The sequence below is a fragment of the Paenibacillus pinistramenti genome (assembly GCF_005869875.1).
Taxonomy (GTDB): domain Bacteria; phylum Bacillota; class Bacilli; order Paenibacillales; family Paenibacillaceae; genus Fontibacillus; species Fontibacillus pinistramenti.
This window is the reverse complement of the sequence record NZ_VAWG01000009.1, coordinates 22,305-40,931: the sequence shown is the minus strand read 5'-3', so window position 1 is coordinate 40,931 and position 18,627 is coordinate 22,305. Positions and strand designations below refer to the sequence as shown.

At 51.7% G+C, this 18,627-nt stretch carries 19 protein-coding genes and 1 pseudogene; 14 read left to right on the top strand and 6 right to left on the bottom strand.

What is annotated here, in order from left to right:
- The first annotated feature begins 30 nt into the window (after positions 1-30).
- Positions 31-807, top strand: coding sequence for an SDR family oxidoreductase (locus FCN15_RS11900; RefSeq protein WP_138495236.1), 777 nt, complete (start codon positions 31-33; stop codon positions 805-807).
- Between the two features lie 204 nt (positions 808-1,011).
- On the opposite strand, the gene FCN15_RS11895 is transcribed toward FCN15_RS11900, so the two are convergent.
- On the bottom strand, positions 1,012-1,257 hold the full coding sequence (locus FCN15_RS11895) for a NifU family protein (protein WP_138495235.1): 246 nt from the start codon (positions 1,255-1,257) through the stop codon (positions 1,012-1,014).
- 90 nt (positions 1,258-1,347) lie between these two features.
- Here FCN15_RS11895 and FCN15_RS11890 point away from each other — a divergent pair, with 90 nt between their 5' ends.
- Positions 1,348-1,608, top strand: coding sequence for a YuzB family protein (locus FCN15_RS11890; protein WP_138495234.1), 261 nt, complete (start codon positions 1,348-1,350; stop codon positions 1,606-1,608).
- 73 nt (positions 1,609-1,681) lie between these two features.
- Here the strand turns inward: FCN15_RS11890 and FCN15_RS11885 are convergent, their stop codons facing one another.
- Complete coding sequence (locus tag FCN15_RS11885; protein ID WP_138495233.1) at positions 1,682-2,743, bottom strand: NAD(P)/FAD-dependent oxidoreductase; 1,062 nt, start codon at positions 2,741-2,743, stop codon at positions 1,682-1,684.
- A 96-nt stretch (positions 2,744-2,839) separates the two neighbouring features.
- Complete coding sequence (gene mqnE, locus FCN15_RS11880; RefSeq protein ID WP_138495232.1) at positions 2,840-3,946, bottom strand: aminofutalosine synthase MqnE; 1,107 nt, start codon at positions 3,944-3,946, stop codon at positions 2,840-2,842.
- 356 nt (positions 3,947-4,302) lie between these two features.
- Here mqnE and FCN15_RS11875 point away from each other — a divergent pair, with 356 nt between their 5' ends.
- The 3 genes from FCN15_RS11875 (at position 4,303) to sda (ending at position 6,237) form a co-directional block, all read left to right on the top strand.
- A complete protein-coding gene (locus tag FCN15_RS11875) occupies positions 4,303-4,659 on the top strand; it encodes a HesB/IscA family protein (protein ID WP_138495325.1) in 357 nt (118 codons plus the stop codon).
- 474 nt (positions 4,660-5,133) lie between these two features.
- On the top strand, positions 5,134-5,796 hold the full coding sequence (locus tag FCN15_RS11870; protein WP_138495231.1) for a YheC/YheD family protein: 663 nt from the start codon (positions 5,134-5,136) through the stop codon (positions 5,794-5,796).
- Positions 5,797-6,093: 297 nt separating this feature from the next.
- On the top strand, positions 6,094-6,237 hold the full coding sequence (sda, locus tag FCN15_RS11865) for a sporulation histidine kinase inhibitor Sda (RefSeq protein ID WP_138495230.1): 144 nt from the start codon (positions 6,094-6,096) through the stop codon (positions 6,235-6,237).
- Positions 6,238-6,413: 176 nt separating this feature from the next.
- Here sda and FCN15_RS11860 read toward each other — a convergent pair whose 3' ends face one another.
- Positions 6,414-7,415: an NAD(P)/FAD-dependent oxidoreductase gene (locus FCN15_RS11860; protein WP_420819572.1), complete on the bottom strand. Its 1,002-nt coding sequence runs from the start codon at positions 7,413-7,415 to the stop codon at positions 6,414-6,416.
- 415 nt (positions 7,416-7,830) lie between these two features.
- On the opposite strand from FCN15_RS11860, the gene FCN15_RS11855 reads away from it, so the two are divergent.
- The gene (locus FCN15_RS11855) at positions 7,831-9,024 is read left to right on the top strand and encodes an NAD(P)/FAD-dependent oxidoreductase (RefSeq protein ID WP_138495229.1); all 1,194 of its coding nucleotides are present in this window, start codon (positions 7,831-7,833) and stop codon (positions 9,022-9,024) included.
- The gene (locus FCN15_RS11850; RefSeq protein ID WP_138495228.1) at positions 9,024-9,281 is read left to right on the top strand and encodes a hypothetical protein; all 258 of its coding nucleotides are present in this window, start codon (positions 9,024-9,026) and stop codon (positions 9,279-9,281) included. Before FCN15_RS11855 ends, FCN15_RS11850 begins: the two co-directional genes overlap by 1 nt.
- 100 nt (positions 9,282-9,381) lie before the next feature.
- Here the strand turns inward: FCN15_RS11850 and hemQ are convergent, their stop codons facing one another.
- Entirely contained in the window at positions 9,382-10,131 is a 750-nt protein-coding gene (gene hemQ, locus FCN15_RS11845) for a hydrogen peroxide-dependent heme synthase (RefSeq protein ID WP_138495227.1), read from the bottom strand.
- Positions 10,132-10,216: 85 nt separating this feature from the next.
- Positions 10,217-10,309: pseudogene (locus FCN15_RS19705) on the bottom strand (transcriptional regulator); the annotation flags it as partial.
- 126 nt (positions 10,310-10,435) lie between these two features.
- Here FCN15_RS19705 and FCN15_RS11835 point away from each other — a divergent pair.
- From FCN15_RS11835 to FCN15_RS11805, 7 genes are all read left to right on the top strand, one after another.
- Entirely contained in the window at positions 10,436-11,950 is a 1,515-nt protein-coding gene (locus FCN15_RS11835; protein ID WP_138495226.1) for a replication initiation and membrane attachment family protein, read from the top strand.
- A 47-nt stretch (positions 11,951-11,997) separates the two neighbouring features.
- Positions 11,998-12,948 (top strand): primosomal protein DnaI, encoded by a 951-nt coding sequence (gene dnaI / locus FCN15_RS11830; protein WP_138495225.1) that lies wholly within the window; start codon positions 11,998-12,000, stop codon positions 12,946-12,948.
- Between the two features lie 371 nt (positions 12,949-13,319).
- The gene (trxA, locus tag FCN15_RS11825) at positions 13,320-13,631 is read left to right on the top strand and encodes a thioredoxin (protein ID WP_138495224.1); all 312 of its coding nucleotides are present in this window, start codon (positions 13,320-13,322) and stop codon (positions 13,629-13,631) included.
- 231 nt (positions 13,632-13,862) lie between these two features.
- Positions 13,863-16,010 carry an excinuclease ABC subunit UvrC gene (gene uvrC / locus FCN15_RS11820; protein WP_275259490.1) on the top strand — a complete coding sequence of 716 codons (2,148 nt, stop codon included), beginning with the start codon at positions 13,863-13,865 and terminating at the stop codon, positions 16,008-16,010.
- A 310-nt stretch (positions 16,011-16,320) separates the two neighbouring features.
- Positions 16,321-17,298 carry an AAA family ATPase gene (locus FCN15_RS11815; RefSeq protein WP_420819571.1) on the top strand — a complete coding sequence of 326 codons (978 nt, stop codon included), beginning with the start codon at positions 16,321-16,323 and terminating at the stop codon, positions 17,296-17,298.
- On the top strand, positions 17,298-18,395 hold the full coding sequence (locus FCN15_RS11810) for a DUF58 domain-containing protein (RefSeq protein WP_138495221.1): 1,098 nt from the start codon (positions 17,298-17,300) through the stop codon (positions 18,393-18,395). The genes FCN15_RS11815 and FCN15_RS11810 overlap by 1 nt, the downstream gene beginning before the upstream one ends.
- Positions 18,392-18,607: a hypothetical protein gene (locus tag FCN15_RS11805; protein WP_138495220.1), complete on the top strand. Its 216-nt coding sequence runs from the start codon at positions 18,392-18,394 to the stop codon at positions 18,605-18,607. Before FCN15_RS11810 ends, FCN15_RS11805 begins: the two co-directional genes overlap by 4 nt.
- Positions 18,608-18,627 lie beyond the last annotated feature (20 nt).

Genomic DNA, 18,627 nt, shown 5'->3' with positions numbered 1-18,627 from the left:
GGTAAAAGGAAACGCCGAGGAGGATGGATTTTGGAGTCTAAGATTGCCCTTATCACAGGCAGTGCAAAAGGCTTGGGCAAACGCACGGCGCTTGCCTTGGCAGAGCAGGGCTATGACATCGCGCTCAATTATGTCCACAGCGAAAGGGAAGCCAAGGAACTGGAGAAGCGCATCATTCAGACGGGCGTGCGGTGTATATCCGTTAAAGGCGACATATCCAAGCATGACGAAATCATTCACTTAACAGAAACGGTCCAGCGGGAGCTGGGCGTGATCGATATTTTGGTTAACAATGCGGGCCCGTTTATCAGGGAACGCAGGCTCTTTTCCGAGTATGCCTGGGCGGATATTCTTTCTCTCATTGAAGGCAATTTGACTGGAACGATGCTGCTGGACCATCTGGTGCTGGAAGGGATGAGGGAGAAGGGCTGGGGACGGATCATTCATTTCGGCTTCGGGCACGCAGCCGAGTCGAGAGCATGGCCTCACCGCTCGGTATATGCGGCTGCCAAGACGGGCCTGGTTTCATTCACAAAGACATTAGCCGTTGAAGAAGCGCCGCACGGAATTACTGTTAACATGGTGTGCCCGGGGGACATCCGAGGGGATAATAAGGAGAAGTCCATTGCAGAGGTCTGCGGCTTGTCAGACGGGGAGACGCCCCGGGGACGGCCGGGAAGCGGGGAAGATGTTGCGCGTGTGATCGCATTTCTGTGCCACAAGGACTCGGATTTTATTACCGGCAATATTATGGATATCTCCGGCGGGCTTGATCCCATCCGGCCTTTAATCAGGCCGCAGGGTTAGCCGGGCGGCTGAGCCCCTTGTGTTCGTTGAGTCTGCGTTCAGGCGGTGCTGACCGCTCTTAGAGCTGAAGTCTGCAGACAGCATGCTTCAAATAAAGAAGTGCTTCTCATGAGGAAGGGCTTCTCGTGAAGAAATGCTTCAAACGAAAAAGCGCAAAAAAAAGTCTTGGTATCCCGAAGGAACGCCAAGACTTTCTATAAATAATCAGAATACTTGTACTACCTCTTCAACGCCTTCAACTTCCTCGAACAAGGCACGTTCGATACCGGCTTTAAGCGTGATTGTGGAGCTTGGGCAGCTGCCGCAGGCACCCATCAATTTCAGCTTAACAATGCCGTCCTCAACGTCTACCAGTTCAACGTCGCCGCCATCGCGCTGCAGGAAAGGACGAAGCTTGTCGAGAACCTCCAGCACTTCATCGTACAATGTATCTTGTGCGTTTGCGCTCATTAGTAACAACTCCTTTTCAGAACATAGTCCTATTATAGTACAAATTGAACTAAATTAAAATGGTGATAAAGTGAGGGATTTATTACAATTATGAGACCCATCATTGAATTTTGTACAAGCAACATGCATTTCGGAACTGACGAAGTGATGGAGAAGCTCGAAGAGAATCCGGATTACGATGTCATCGAGTACGGGTGTCTGAACAACTGCGGGCTGTGCTCTGCTGCCCCCTATGCGTTGGTCAATGGCGAAGTTGTGGAAGCAGAAACCGCGGAGAAGCTGTATGAGCTTATTATGAACAAAATTAAGGAAATGGAAGCGTGGAATGCGCTGGAATTTGATCTGGACTAAGGAAGGATTCGAATTGCATAACGCTGCCACGTAGGCAAATAAACAAGCCCCGGCGCTGCCGGGGCTTTTCTTCTTATCCCAAGTGCCGTTTCGATTTCCAGAGCACGCCGCTCTTGAGGATACGAGGCACACGTCCGGTCACGTAACGTTTGCCCATCAGGCCGAAGCCGGCTTTTTTGCCAAGGGAGCCAAGGGTTCCTTTGAGCTTGATTGCGCCAAGCTTCGGTGTTTCGCCGCGCCACTGGGCGAGAGCCACGTGAGCAATCTGCTCGCCCTGGCTTTCCGCCGCCTGTGCGCTTGGAGCAAATGGCAGGCTCGCGCAGTCGCCGCACACAAACACTTCCGGATGCTCCGGAATTTGATGATATTCGTTGAGCAGAACACGCCCTGAAGGATCTTTCGCCACATTCAGCTTCTGTACAAGTTCTACAGGCTGAATGCCGGCCGTCCAGATTGTAACGTCGGACAAAATCTCTTCGGAGCCGTTATGGATAATGCCCGGCTCAAGCGAAGTAATGGAAATATGCGAACGGGTGTCAACTCCATGATCGTGGAACCATTTGGATACATATTTCGATAAGGTTTCAGGGAAAGCGGACAATACACGCGGCCCGCGGTCCAGAATTGTAATATTCAGATCCGGACGGCTCTCGCGGATCTCCGCAGCGACTTCAACGCCGCTCAGGCCGCCGCCCACGATGTGGACATTCCCGTAAGGCTTAAGGTCATTGACCCGGCGGTAAGTTTCCCGGGTAGCCGCGAACGTTTGGATCGTCGAGGATACCTCTTGAGCACCTGGAATACCGTGAAAGCGGTCGGTGCAGCCAAGGGCAATAACGAGCTGATCGTAAGGAAGCGGGTCAGCCGCGGCAAAAATAACCTGGCGCTTCTCCAAATCCACTCCCGAAACCTCGCCATACTTAATCTGCAGCCCTTCATGCTCCGGAAACGGAACACGAAGTTCAAAATCGGATGAAGTGCCCGCTGCAAGCGCGTAATATTCGGTTTTCATGCTCTGGAACGGCATGCGGTCTACAAGAGTCACCTGCACATCGCTCGGAATGTGTCCCTTAAAGAGGTGGTTAGCAACGGTAACACCGCCGTATCCACCGCCGAGTATAACGAAATGTTTCATATAAAATGAGTCCCCTTCATTTTGCTGACGCGGAAATCCCGCTCTGCATCCTAATATTAAACTCCGGCGGTTAACCGGAAAGAAACAACAAATTTATTATTCGAACACTTGAATTTCGTTATAGAACGTATCTCTTTCCACCGGAATGCGTCCTGCTCCCTTAATGAGCCAGATCAGCTCTTTCCGGGTAAGCCCTTCAGGAGTTACCGCACCCGCGGCGTGGCTGATTCTTTCCTTCAGAATCGTTCCGTGCACATCCGAAGCGCCGAAAGTGAGGGCCATTTGGGTCAGCTGTGTGCCGATATTAATGAAATAAGCCTTGATATGATCAATGTTATCGAGCATCAGGCGGCTGATCGCAATAGTCTTCAAGTCCTCGTAAGCCGAGTTGCGGCGCATAATGCTGGCATTTTTATTCTTAGGCTGCATGGAGAGCGGAATAAAGACCATAAAGCCGCCTGTTTCATCCTGCAGCTCGCGAATCTGGATCATGTGACGGATACGGTCCTCATGGGATTCAATCGAGCCGTACAGCATCGTTGTATGAGTCTTCATCCCCAGCTTGTGGGCCGTACGGTGTACTTCCAGATACTGATCGACGTTCGCTTTGTCGACCTTCATCTTTTGGCGGTATTGATCAGAAAGGATCTCCGCGCCGCCCCCCGTAAGTGACTTCAGGCCAGCTTGCTGCAGCTTCTGCAGAACTTCCTTGATGCTGAGACCGCTGAGACGGCTGAAAAATTCAATTTCCGCAGCGGTGTAAGCTTTAAGCGTTACCTCTGGAAAGCGCTCATTCAAAGCCTTCAAAGAATCCACATAATATTGGAAGGGAACATGGTTGTTATGTCCGCCGACAATATGGAATTCCCGGACGCCGGGATGAATGTGCTGCTCTACGTAATCAATCATTTCCGGGCCGGATAAGGTGTAAGCACCTTCTTCGCCCTCATCCTTGCGGAAGTTGCAGAATGCGCAATAGGATTCACAAACATTTGTGAAATAAAGGCTCATATTTTCAATGAAATAGACCTTCTTGCCGTTCTTCTTCAGGTTTGCTTCATTTGCCAGCTGGCCAATAGTAAGCAGATCGTCGCTTTCATATAGATAAACGCCGTCTTCTAAGGATAATCTTACCCCGTTTCGGACCTTTTCAATAATTTCGGCCATTTTTTGATCCTGATGTGGGAGTGCAATAACGGACATGCGATTTCCTCCATTCCTCAATCCTGAGTTCAATCCGGTTTCTCTCCTAGCCAGCCGGAGCCAGCCATTGTGAAATAATGAACAGATCAGTCAAGAAAAAGTATATTTATTAAAATTTAGGGCATGACAAAATTCCGACAATTCTCACTCGTCCTATTATAAACCTCAGCCCTTACAGGGGCAATAACAGTTGTAGGATGAAAATCCGGGAACTAAGGAGAAAAATCGAGTTCTTTTCCATAATTTTAAGCCTTAAAGCAGGAATATGTGAATTTTTACATATTCGATTAATGCCGGTTGAGCAGGGAAAAAAGAAGTCGTATACTGGAAATAAGTAAGGTGAAGGAGGTTTGATGATGATTAATATAAGCAGCAGCGCCCTGGACCGGCTTAAAGATACGCTGGCTGAGCAGGATAACCCGAATCTGTTCCTCCGTCTTGGCGTAAATCCGGGAGGATGCAGCGGTTTCTCCTATGCCATGGGGTTTGACGATCAGGAGTCCGACCAGGACATATTTATGGAAGTTTCCGGCTTGAAGGTGGTCGTGGATAAGAATGACCTGCGGTACCTGAACGGTTTGGAGATTGATTTCGAAGAATCGGGCATGTCCGGCGGGTTCACCATCGAGAATCCAAACGCCATCGCATCCTGCGGCTGCGGCCAGTCCTTCAAAATGCGGGACGAGGAAGGCCGGCCTGAGGTTTGTGATTAAGCGGCTATAAGCGGTTATCCCGCGGAATGAAAGAGCCAGGAATGAAAGCGCAGGTCTTTCGGAGGATTGACGTCCCCCGGCCTGCGCTTCTATTTATTCATGGTTCTTTATTTTATTTTATATAGCATATTGTGATAAAATTCTTATTTTCAACTACAAGAGGATAAGATATAATGCTTTTTGGAACAAATCGGTAAGAGCGATGTCGGATTCTCTATCACACAGCCGTTCCTTAATTTAAGCTGGATTTACTTATAAATGATGCCATACCTAACACCAAGTTTACCCTTTGATCAGGCACATTGAAGCAAGGTTGTGATCAGAGGCTTTTTTTGCGTGCCCCGCTAATTTTGTAAGGCCCTCCCCATCTCTCCCAAAAATCAGGCTGAAGCCGCGGACAATTATCCAAGAAGACGTCAGCTGTAACGAGTATATATAACCATACCCTGTGTTGATCAGAAAGGGGAGGTTGATATGCCAGGAAGACAGCTGGCCGACAAGTGGCTCAAGACGAAGGCTCTGCTGGCGGAACCTGCAGTTGCCGGACATATCCCGCAGACACGTTTGTACGGGACAGATCATTTGAGAGCCATGCTGCACCGGTTTGGTATGGTTGTGATTAAGCCTGTCCGCGGAGGCGGCGGTCACGGCGTGATAAAAGTCGAGTGGAACGGAAGAGTGTACAGCCTGACTAAAGGTACCTCGAAAGCGGCCTACGGTTCATTTGGCGCTTTATACGCGGCGTTGAACCGGGCAAAAGTGAAGCGCAGATATATAATTCAACAGGGCATTCATCTCGCCCGGATCTCAGGCAGGCCGATCGATTACCGGGTGAAGGTAGTCAAGGAAGGAGACGGCTGGGTATACCGCTCAATGGTAGGCAGACTGGCCCGTCCGGGCTTGTTTGTTACCAATCTGTGCAAGGGCGGCCGCCAAATGACGGCCAGAGAAGGGCTGGGCAGATGTTTTCGTAGAAGGACAGCTGTGCTCAAACGCCGGGAAATGAGAGGAATGACGAATACCTGCGTCCGGGTCATGGAACATACTTTTCCAGGAATTGGGGAATTAGGGTTTGATTACGGAGTTGATGTGTACGGCAAGATTTGGATTTTTGAAGTCAATACCCGCCCGCAATAAAAGGGGTATCTTATATTTAAAATTTGTGATTGAGTCTGCTAAATTTGGGTTAATTCTTGAAAAAAGACATAATATAGGCGTAAAGAAGTCCGCCAAAAAAATTTTTGACGGCCCAATAAACTAAATAAAGCTGTGAATAACTTTTGTCCACATTATCCTCCTTGTCTTATGAGGAGATTCGCGGTTTACCAACAAATTATTCACAGGATTTCCACAGTGAGATGTGGATAACGGAACACTTGTTCTGTCTATTGATTCTTGCTATGATAGGTAAAAATAGGAAAGGGAGTGATATGAATGGCGCTGTTAACAGATGAGATGCTGCTGGATTCCTATCGGATGGCGACCGAGCTCCAATTGGAGAGGGAATTCATTGCACTGCTGTTGGCGGAAATTCATAAGCGCGAGCTGAATGTGGAAACACAGCCACTTGTTCACTAATTTATGATGGAATATCCGCGTTATGCCTGTTTTTAATCTTGAACTGATTCTTTTTTCTTTTTTTTTCTTTTTTTATGTTTCCTTACAAAGGACGGAACCTAAATAAACAGGGTATCCAAATGGATGGATCGATTGCTCATCGATCCATCCCATGGATACCCTTTTTGTCTGCGTGATTACAATTTAAGGTTGCTGCTGTGACCTGGAGACAATTTGGCTTCAGGATCAATGTAGACCTTGGCATTGTTAACGGCTGTAGGCGCTTCGCCAAAGCCGACGGCAATCAGTTTAAGCTTGCCTGGATAAGTAGTAATGTCCCCGGCTGCAAATATGCCCGGTATGGAGCTCTCCATGCGGGAATCGACGACGATGGAGTTGTTATCAATCTGAATGCCCCACTCCGCAATTGGACCGAGGGAGGAGACGAATCCGAAGTTGACGATCACATCATCGACCTCAAGCTCCTGCGTTTCTTTGGTCTTCACATGGGCCAGGGTGACGGACTCGATCCGGTCGCTTCCGTGCAGCGCTGTAATTTCCGTTGGCGTAATGACCTTGACGCCGGATGCATAGAGATTCTCTACGCTGTGCTCATGCGCGCGGAATTTATCGCGGCGGTGAATAAGCGTAACCTCGGCGGCAATCGGCTCCAGCATGAGCGCCCAGTCTACAGCGGAATCGCCTCCGCCGCTGATGAGCACTTTGCGTCCGCGGAACTGGCTTAGATCGCTGACGAAATAGTGCAGATTCGCGCCTTCAAAGCGGGCGGCCTCTTCAAGCTCGAGACGACGCGGTTCAAAAGCACCGACTCCGGCGGTAATAATGACCGCTTTGGCATGGTGAACGCCTTTATCCGTCGTAACGACGAAATGCCGCTCATCCTTCTTGTCCACATGAAGCACCTTCTCCTCCAGATGGATGTCCGGATTAAACAGCTTCAGCTGCTCGCTTAAATTGTTAACGAGCTCTTGAGCGGTGACTTTCGGGAAGCCTGCTACATCATAAATGTATTTCTCAGGATAAAGAGCGGCCAGCTGGCCTCCAAGCTGCGGCATGCTCTCGATCAGCTTGACGGACGCCTGACGCATGCCGCAGTAGAACGCGGCAAACATTCCGGCAGGTCCGCCTCCAATAATAAGAAGATCGGTGAAGTCACCGTTGTTCTCGGGAATTGACACGATGGGTGCACCTCCAGGACGTATAAATAAATAGACTTCTTCATTATAAACACAGAGTTTTTTCCAATGCAAAAAAGTCAGGGCTTTCAAAGAAACAGCGGGCTTCAAACGGCTTTTTGGCGGCTTAAAAAAAACTTGATCTTTTGTATGCTTGCCTTTAGAATGCAATGGAACTAACCTCTGTATCCGCTTATTTTCCGGAATATTTAAGCCTTTCTGGTGTGATTTGCCGGGCGGATAACAGAGAATAATGGACAGATGCCCTTGAAATTGTTCTGATCCTCTAAAAGCGGTTTAGCAACGAAAAAATGAAAGAAATTTCAAGTGTGAATTTTCACAATTTTTTTGTGTCGCATTTACAAAACTGCTAACTGAAAAATCTATACAGGTGTTACCGGAAGGAGTCAAAACCAACATGAGCACCATTCCTAAGATTGTAATCTTGGGTGCAGGTTACGGAGGGATTTTGACCGCACAACGATTACAGAAAGAGCTGAACTATAACGAGGCGGACGTAACGCTCGTGAATAGACATGACTACCACTACTTTACGACTCATTTACATATGCCGGCTGCGGGAACCGACTCAATCGAGCATACCCGGGTACCGATTTCCAAGCTGATCGACGAATTTAAGATTGATCTTGTGAAATCAAGCGTCCGCGAGGTGCGGCTGACGGACCGGAAGGTGATCCTCGAGGACGGAACCCTGTCCTACGACTATCTGGTCATTGCGCTTGGGGGAGAACCGGAGACGTTCGGCATACCGGGGATGGAAGAGCATGCTTTTACGATCCGCAGCATCAATTCGGTCCGGATGATCCGCCAGCATATCGAATATCAGTTTGCCTTGTACAAGACGGATGAATCCCGCAAAGACAGGCTGAATTTCGTCGTAGGCGGCGCCGGGTTCAGCGGCATTGAGTTTGTCGCAGAGCTGGCTGACCGGATACCAAGGCTGTGCATGGAGAACGATGTCGAGCCGTCCAAGGTTCATATCTATAATATTGAAGCCGCCCCGACTGCGCTGCCTGGCTTTGATCCGGAGCTGGTGGAGTATGCGATGAACGTTCTGAAGAAGAAGGGCGTCAACTTCAAGCTGGGAACCGCCATCCAGGAATGCAGACCGGACGGAGTTGTGCTGGCCACCGGGGAGGTTATTAAAGCAGCAACCGTCGTATGGACAGGAGGAATCCGCGGCAGCCGGATTATTGAAGCCTCCGGCTTTGAAACGGTGCGCGGCCGGGTGAAGGTGGATGAGACGCTCCGCGCTCCGGGGATGGATCATGTATTTGTGATCGGCGACAATTCGCTCGTATTTAATCCGGAGGGAAGACCTTATCCGCCAACCGCCCAAATCGCCATGCAGCAGGGTGTGATCTGTGCCAAGAATATCGTCGCGGCCATCCGGGGCGGAGTCTCCAGGCCCTTTGTATTCGTGAACAAAGGCACGGTGGCGTCTCTGGGCAAAGGGGAAGCGATTGCCGTGGTCGGCGACAAGAAGATGACAGGCTGGAAAGCGGCACAGCTGAAGAAGCTGATTGATTTGCGCTACCTGTTTATTATAGGCGGCATTCCGCTGGTCCTTAAGAAAGGAAGATTTCTGTAATGCGGCATTGCAGTGTGCAGGTCCGGGGACTGCTTACCCGTGACGAGCTGGATCGTTATAACGCCTTGATGGAGGTTGGCGCTTATCTGGAGAAGAACGAGCGTTACGATCTTGCTTATACGGTTCAGAAGGAAGTGGATATCCTGATTCTTCCCGCCATCGAACGGCTGAAAGAGAAGAGCCGCAGCCGGGACCGTGAAACGGCGGAATTTCTGGAGGCTATCCGGCGGATGCAGGAAGAGGATGACGAGGATTGAGGAAAAAGAAAAGGTCGGGACGTGCCGCTGGCACTGACCCGACCTTTATTTTTTTAAAGCGAAGTGAACAAAACTGCGGCTATGCTGATGTGCTGGATGCTTACAGCTTCAGCAGCTGTTCAAAACCATCAAGCGTCAGCAGGTTGCCCACATAAAACGATCCAAATTCCCCGTACCGGGCGCTGACTTCGTCAAACCGCATTTCGTAGACGAGCTTCTTGAACTGCAGGACGTCGTCGGAGAACAGTGTCACTCCCCATTCCCAGTCGTCCAGGCCGACGGAGCCGGTGATGATCTGCTTCACTTTGCCTGCATAGCTGCGGCCGATCAGGCCATGGCTGCGCATCAGGTTCTGGCGCTCTTCCATGGACAGCATGTACCAGTTGTCGGCAAGCTCCCGCTTCTTGTTCATCGGATAGAAGCAGAGATACTTGGACTTCGGCATGATCGGCATGAGGCGGGCGGCAATTTCCGGCTTCTGGCGTGGATCGGTGCCGTCATCCTTGCCCAGATAGTTGCTGAGCTCGACTACGCTTACGTAAGAATAGGCTTTTGTCGTATAGTCGGCAAAGGTGGATTTATCGAACTCTGTCTCCAGAGCATTCAATTCTTCCAGGGTTTCCCTCATGTGTACGATGACAAAATCGGCTTTTTGTCCCACGATGCTATATATAGCAGTGCTGCCTTGTTTGGCTTCTTCGGTCTCCGCCCAATTCTGCAGAAATACGCGAAGATCGTCCAGTCCCACTGCACGGGTCTCATCATCGGCTGCTTTCCAGGCCGCCCAGTTAATGGACCGGAAATCGTGCAGGGCATACCAGCCATCCAGGGTTTGAGCTGCTTCACTCATGAAATCACTCCTCCAAATAGATATGTCATATTGTAGCGCAACGGAAGAGGGAGGAGCAAACGGCTTCATAATAATTCATAAAATATTAACGATTTTGTTGATTTAATTTCCATTTCTGGAATTCAAGAAATTGCTTGAACTCCTCCTTGCTGATTCCGGCATTCATCACTTCATGGACGAGAAGCGCCTATTCCGGATCGGGATTTTTTGGATTTATTTTTGTTTGTATTTAGCGATTCAAGTCGAAATGTTTTGTGATAGAATAGAGAAACGACGCCGCAACTGGAAAGGAGCGATAGAGAGATTGCGCATTAATAACCTTCATCATTACACGGAAAATCATCGTTATTGCGTATATCGCGACTTTGATCTTGGTACCGTAAGTCATAAAATGCTCAGCCTGATCTATCAGCCGATGGTAGGCGGCTTTGCCATTTCACTCTATCATTTTTTGTTTCAGCAGGTACCTCTGGATCAAGTCGGTTACTCAAAGCTGGAGCAGCAGCGGCACCTGTTTCTCTCCCTTGGGGTTGAGCCGGGCGAGAAGGGCCGGAAGCTCCTGATTGAGCAGGCCTCCAGGCTGGAGGCTGTGGGGCTGCTTCAAACCAGCCGCATTTATGTGCCGGAGCATGAGGATTATCTGTATGAATACGAGCTCCAGCCGCCGCTTTCGCCGGCGGAATTCTTCAAGACCCAGCATCTGACGCTGCTGCTGAGAGATAAGCTGGGGAAATTTGCGGTTTTGTCGCTCCAGGAACAAATGTTCAGCAAGGAAGCTTATGAATACGGCACGGCGATCAGCAAGGAGAGCTTGTCCGTGCCTTTTTACGATATTTTTCAGTTGAATGCCCATACGATCGATTACGAGCTGGAGCAGGCGATTTCGGAGGTAGCCATTTCGAGGCACCCGGAGAGCAGGCAGGAGGAGCCGCTGTTTAATTATGCGGATATCATTATGCGGTTCCCGCGCGGTTCTGCGAACCGGAAGCATGTGGAATCTCTCCGGTTCGACCATGATCAGCTGGGTGCGGTTAACTATACGGCCCGGAAATACAATTTGAGCATTCAGGATTTGTGCCGTCTGCTTGATGAAGACGGGATCTTTGCCGCGGACGGCGGCTTGCAGCTGGATGTGCTTCAGCATAAAGCCAATCTGCACTTCCGTCAGGACAAGAAACGCCAGGAAGATAGACAGGCGGCGATGGGCAAGGTAGTAGCCCTCAGGCAGGAGGAGCCGGCCGGCCAGGAGCTGCAGGAGGAATATTCCGTGCAGATGGAGTTTTACCTGGAGGTTCCGCCGCAGCTGATGGGAAAATGCGATGTGCACCAGTATAATATGATGCTCCGCAACGAGCCGCATACCCGGCTGCTGCCGAAATTTTTCCCAGGGGCGGTGCCGGATAACCTGCTGGATATCTTTGAGAAGATTGACCTCAATTACAAGCTGCCGGGTGAAGTGATTAACGTACTGATCCATTATTTAATGATGATGCTCACCTCCGGCGACGGACAAAGAATCAACCGCAAATTCGTAGAGACCATTGCTTCCAATATGCTCCTCAAGCAGGTCTCGACTTACGAGAAAGCGGTCAGTTATATCCGGGATCAGGAGAAGGTCAGAAAAGCTGCCCAGCAGGGCGGCACCACAGGGTCCGCAGCAGGCGGACGTGGACGCAGCTATTCCCGCAGCGGTAAAGCCAAGCCGGAAATTCCGATTGTGCAGAGCGCAGCGAGTCCGGATGATAAGACCCTGTCGGAAGATGAATTCGCAGAGCTGCTGAAAATGGCGGAACAGATGCAAAATAATCAAAAGAAATAAAATAGTCAAAAGAAATAAAATAGGGATACGGAGGGCGGAGAACCGATATGGAATCTTTGGGCGAACTGTTGTCCCAGATGCAAAGCCCCAAGCTTAAAGCCCGTTCCGAACGGCTGGTGCAGGAGCTATTTGACGACCCCATCATCCAGGAGCTGATGGCGGAACATCCGGAATTGACGCGTAGTCAGCTGACCCTTCATTTGGGCAAGCTGTATCAATATACGAAAGACTGCCGCAATTGCGCGGCCTGCCCGGGTTTGGAGCGCTGCCCGAATGATTTTCAGGGGCACTACACCAAACTTACGGTTGAAACCGTGACGGCTACGCCTGAACTGTATGAGCGGAAGGTTCCCTGTCCGAAACAGCTGGCGTTCCAGCGCGAGACGGAGATCCGGAAGCGGATCCGGAGCTTTTACATTGATGAGCGGGCGCTTAACGAAGGATATAATGCGGTTGAGATTGTCTCCAAAGACAAGAACCGGGCTCCGGCGGTGGGCCAGGTCATGCAGTACATTCAGTACACCAAGGAAAACGGCCTTCCCAACCGGGGCTTGTACCTGAAAGGGCATTTCGGCACGGGCAAGACCTTTCTGATGTCGTATATGCTGTACGAGCTTGCAACCTCAGGTTATACCGGCGTTATTGTGTATATGCCCGAGTTTGTGGAAGAAGTGAAGTACGTCATGCAGGATAATCAGCGGCTTAAAGAGATGGTCGAAACGATGAAGCAGGCCGACCTGCTTGTGTTTGACGACATCGGGGCGGAGAATCTCAACCCGTGGGTCAGGGACCATGTGCTCGGTTCGATTCTGAATTACCGGATGAACCGGCGGCCTACTTTTTATACGTCCAATTACGACCTTCCGGCGCTTGAGCAGCATTTGAGCTTTACGAGCAAGGATGGCGAGGAGGCCTACAAGGGCCAGCGGCTGATGGACCGGATCGCTCCATTCGTTGAATTGGTTACGGTGAACGGCAGCAACCAGCGGAGGGCTTAATAACGGAGGGCTTATAGCAAAGTAAGTGATATAAGTTATAATTCAGCGTTAAGCATGAGAAATCAGGGCATTCGGGCAGGTTCGGCGGGACCTTGTCCGGAGCTCTTTTTTTTTATATGGAAACTTTTTTTATATGGAAAGGTGTCCATTGCAGCCAAAGTGAAGATCAGGTGAAGATGTAGGTTTCACAGCCGCTTCCCATTTGCCATTTGCTGAAAAGATGTTATAATTGCTCCGTGATCATATTTGACACAATCTAATTATCAGTTAAAGTTAGGGTTTTGCAGACGTTTTTAAACGGGTAATGTATGTTTATTCCGCTTTAAAGGGCAAACTTTGCAAAGCTTAATCTTTTATAGGAGGAGATACACATGGCAATTGTTAATGTTTCCGATTCAACGTTTAAAGCAGAAGTGGAAGGCCAAGGCACTGTTCTGGTCGATTTCTGGGCACCTTGGTGCGGACCCTGCAAAATGATCGCTCCAATTCTGGACGAATTGGCTGGCGAGGTTAACGCTACGATCGCTAAAGTGAACGTCGACGAGAACCCTGAATCTGCATCCCGTTTCGGCGTGATGAGCATTCCAACCCTGATCCTCTTCAAAGACGGCCAGCCGGTTGACAAGGTAGTTGGCGTGAACTCCAAAGAAGCCTTGAAGAACCTGATCAGCAAACACCAATAATCTTGAACACTTAAGCTGTACAGCTTAATAGAACGCTCCCGGCAGGCCGGGGGCGTTTTTCGTTATATAGTGCGTTATGCAGTTTGCGGGGTTCGTCAATGCGTCCATTTCTAAAACAGGAAATGCCTGGCGGTTCTCTTTCGCGGGAACGCAGGTTCGGGTATAATGGAAGGGTTAACGAACAGGATGACTTCTGATCATACACAATTCCATGCGGGGAGGAGAAAGTGCGTGGATTCACATAGAGAACAATTAACGTCGCATTTGGAAACGGTGCAGGAGCAGGAGAAAGCGCTGGAGGCTATCCGGCATAAGCTTGCTCTGCTTCCGGATCTCCCCGGCTGTTATCTGATGAAGAACCGGGAAGGTACAATTATTTATGTAGGCAAAGCGAAGGTTCTGAAGAACCGTGTCCGCTCTTATTTTACAGGCAGCCATAACGGCAAGACGCAGCGTCTCGTCTCGGAAATCAGGGACTTTGAGTATATCGTGACCGGCAGCAATATGGAGGCGCTCATTCTGGAGTGCAACCTGATCAAGACGCACATGCCGCGTTACAACGTCCTGCTGAAGGACGACAAGACTTTTCCTTATATTAAAATCACACATGAGGCTCATCCAAGGCTGGAAGTGACCCGCAGAATCATCAAGGACAAGGCCAAATATTTCGGCCCTTATCCGAACGCTTACGCGGCCCAGCAGACCAAGAAGCTGCTTGACCGGATGTATCCGCTCCGCAAATGCAATGTGATGCCCAAGGAAGTGTGCCTGTATTATCATATGGGCCAGTGTCTCGCGCCCTGCGTGCAGGAGGTCGGGAAGGAAACCTATGAGAGCATTACCCAGGAAATAGCCCGGTTCCTGAGCGGCGGCCATGAAGAGATCAAGAAGGATCTGCAGCGCAAAATGGAGGAGGCAGCCGAAGAGCTGAACTTCGAACGGGCCAAGGAGCTGCGCGACCAGATCATCAATATCGACGCGCTGATGGAGAAGCAGAAGATCACGATGGCCGATGCCAGAGACCGCGATGTTTTTGGATTCTCGGTGGATAAAGGCTGGATGTGCGTGCAGATTCTATACATGCGCCAGGGAAAAATGATTGAACGGCACGCGTCCATCTTCCCGTTCTACGGGGACGCCTACGGCGACTTCCTGTCCTACGTCGCCCAGTATTACAGTGAGAATCCGGCGCTGCCGCAGGAAATTTTGCTGCCAAATCAGGACGGCGAGCTGGAGGCAGCGGCGGCGGAAGAGGAAGAGGGAGCTGCTGCTGGCGCTGAAGGGGCTGCGGGAGCTGAAAATGCTGCTGGTGCCGGGAGTGAAGCCGGAAATGGAGCGGGCAGCAGCGCCGCAGTTCTGGCTGGTCTGGTGGCTGAACAGGGCGCGGCCTACGAAGCCGGGGTAGAGAAGGAGACAGTAGAGAAGGAGACAGCGGAGAAGGAGACAGTGGAGAAGGAGACAGCAGAGCCGGCGGCCGATACAGCCGGAGATCAAGAATCTTCCCTAGAAGGTGCTGTGGAAGCGGCCGGAGGGGCTGCTTCCCTGCAGGAGTGGCTCGGTATCAAGGTGCTGCTGCCGCAGCGCGGGCTGAAGAAGCAGATGGTGAAGATGGCTGCGGACAATGCCCGCGTGGCGCTGGATGAGAAATTCCGGCTGATCGCGCGCGATGAGGAGCGGACCTCCAAGGCGGCCGAGAACCTGGGCCAGTATATCGGCCTCGAGTCTGTCCGGCGGATCGAAGCGTTTGACAACTCGAACATTCAGGGAACGAATCCGGTATCAGCAATGGTTGTCTTCACCGACGGCAAGCCGGACAAGAAAGAATACCGCAAGTACAAGGTCAAAACCGTCCAGGGTCCGGATGACTATGAAACGATGCGGGAAGTCATCCGCCGCCGCTATGAACGGGTGCTGAAGGAGAATCTGCAGCAGCCCGACCTGATTGTGGTGGACGGCGGGAAAGGGCAGATTTCGGCGGCGATAGATGTGCTGGAGAATGAGCTCGGCCTGTACATTCCTGTGTGCGGACTGGTGAAGGATGCCAAGCATAAGACGGCCCAGCTGATGGTCGGAGATCCGCCGGAGCCGGTTCGTCTGCCGCGCGACAGCCAGGAATTTTACCTGCTGCAGCGCATTCAGGAGGAGGTGCACCGGTTTGCGATTTCCTTCCACCGTGAGCAGCGCGGCAAATCGATGGTTACTTCTAAGCTGGATGCCATTCCAGGCATCGGAGAGAAGCGCCGTAAGCTGCTGCTGAAGCATTTTGGCTCGATCAAGAAAATGAAAGAGGCTTCGGTGGAGGATTTCCGCCCGCTGTCGATCGGCGACAAGCTCGCCGCGCGGATCATCGAAGCTTTAAATGAAGAAGAGCCATCATAAACAGGATCATCGTTATCCTTACAGGAAAAATCATTATCAGAAGGGGCTGCTTATGCGGCCCCTTTCTTTTTCATGCGGGGGTCTTCTCGCAACCCTCAGGTGTCGCAGGCATAACAGGTATTGTTATCCGGCTTTAATGAAATACGGTGCAGGGGGTGCTAAAATAGAGCGAAGGGAGCTTTTGGAAGACGCTTGTCCGAACCCACAAGACATAACCGGCTCTGAAAACCAATTATGAAAACCAATTATGAAAGCTAATTATGAAAGCTAATTTTTGAAATCGCTTACGATTGAATGGGGGAGAAGAAGGATGATAATGGCGGAACCGGTAAGGGAGCTTGCCGCAAAGCTCAAGGAAAATATAGGCAGGGTCATCGTAGGCAAGGAGGATGAGGTGGAGCTGCTGCTGACTGCGCTGCTGGCGTCCGGGCATGTGCTGCTTGAGGATGTGCCGGGAACAGGCAAGACAATGCTTGCCAAAAGCCTGGCGGCATCGCTTTCGCTCAGCTTTCAGCGCATTCAGTTTACGCCCGATCTGCTGCCTTCGGATTTGACCGGAATTCATTACTATAATCAGAAAGACGGGGAGTTTCATTTCCGGCCGGGGCCGCTGTTCTCGAGCATTGTTCTGGCGGACGAGATCAACCGGGCAACCCCTCGGACGCAGTCCAGCCTGCTCGAATGTATGGAGGAGAGGCAGGTCAGCATCGACGGCGAGACGATGGAACTTGAACGGCCATTTATCGTGCTGGCCACGCAGAATCCGGTCGATAACCAGGGTACCTTCCCGCTTCCGGAGGCCCAAATGGACCGCTTCATGATCCGGATGAAGCTGGGTTACCCTTCCGCCGAGGAAGGCCTGGAGATCCTGAAGCGGACAGCCGGACTGGCCGGCTTGAGTACGGAGCGGGCCGGGGCCGTCGCGTCCGCAGAGGAGGTGCTGCAGGCCCAGAAGTTATGTGCGCAGGTTCGCGTGCACGAGGATTTAATGGGCTACATCGTATCCTTGGCAGAAGCGACCCGCAGCCATGCCGATGCCGCTCTCGGCATCAGCCCGCGCGGTACGCAGGCCCTGCTGCGCGCCAGTCAGGTCTATGCGGCGCTCAAAGGAAGAGATTATGTGCTGCCGGACGATATCAAGCATCTTCTTATTCCGGTATGCGCCCACAGGCTTGTGCTCAAGAAAAGGTACGGCGCGCAGCAGGAAGCAGCCAGCCGGATTCTGCTGGAAGCGGTGGACAGGGCTGCTGTGCCGAGCGAAGCCGGTCTGGACAGCGGAGTGCGCTGATGGCGCTGCTGTGGCTTTTTCTAGCCTGCGGTCTGGTGCTCGTGCTGCAGGGGATCATTCTGGGCAGGGGGGCACTGCGCAGGCTGACCTATGAGCGGCATTTCAGCACTGAAACCTGCTATGCGGGAGACCGGATTGAAATGGTTGAGGTCATCGAGAATGCGAAGAGCATCCCTGTGCCGTGGCTGCGTCTGGAGTCGATGCTTCCTGCTTCGCTGATTTTTAATAGAAGCCGGGAAATGAGCATCAGCGAAGGCAGCATCTATCAAAACCATACCAGCCTGTTTATGCTCCGCCCGCGCATCCGGATTACCCGCAGGCACCAGCTGCAGTGCAGCCGCCGGGGAATTTACCACATGGATTCGGCCACGATGACAGGAGGGGACCTGTTTGCCCTTTACACCCCTGGGCGCCAAATCCCTCTGCACAAGCGGCTTGTGGTTTATCCTGCGCTGATCGGAGATGACGAACTGCCTTCTTCCTGGCAGACGTGGCAGGGAGAGCTGGCCGTCCGGCGCTGGGTGGTGGAGGATCCGTTTCTTATTACAGGAGTCCGCGGGTACGCTCCCGGAGACCCGATGAACCGGATTCATTGGAAAGCAACAGCAAGGACCGGGGGGCTTCAGGTTCATAAACATGGTTATACCGCCGATCCGCGCGTGATGATCCTGTTCAATATTGAAGAATCCGAACAAATGTGGAACGTGGTGACGCGTCCAGAGATCATCGAAGAGGGACTGTCGTACGCCGCAACCTGCGCCGCTTCGCTGATTCATCAGGGCATGGCGGCGGGCTTTGGCCACAATGCCGCGGCTCTGCAGGGTACGGAAAGCCTCAAGAGACTGGAACCGGATTACGGAACGGCTCATCTGGAAAATATACTGGAAGCAATGGCAGCGGTGGAAATGAGAACCCGGCTTTCGTTCTATGAATACTTGCGCCTTGAGGCGGAGCGCGGGCAGGCAGAAGCGCTCGATTACCTGCTGGTTACGGCCCACCTGTCGGAGGGCGTCCGTGAGGGGATCCGGCTGCTGGAACAGCAGGGGCACCGGGTCTTGATTGCCGGATGGCCGGAGCGGAAGGAGGCGTCGGCATGAACGGACCGAAGGATAACCCGCGGGGCGAAGGGATGGATGAACCGGTGAGCACAAAGGCGAACAAATCGGTGAACGCCCGCCCGGTCGGAGCTGGCCGATTGTCCGAGGCGGGGAATGCGCTGCTGTATTCCCTGCTGGAAGCTTTATCGCTGTTCCCGGCTGCGGTTCTGCTTGCCGTGCTAGCCTTGGACCTTCCGCCGCTGCTGCTCTAGGCCAGCATTTGGGCCGGCCA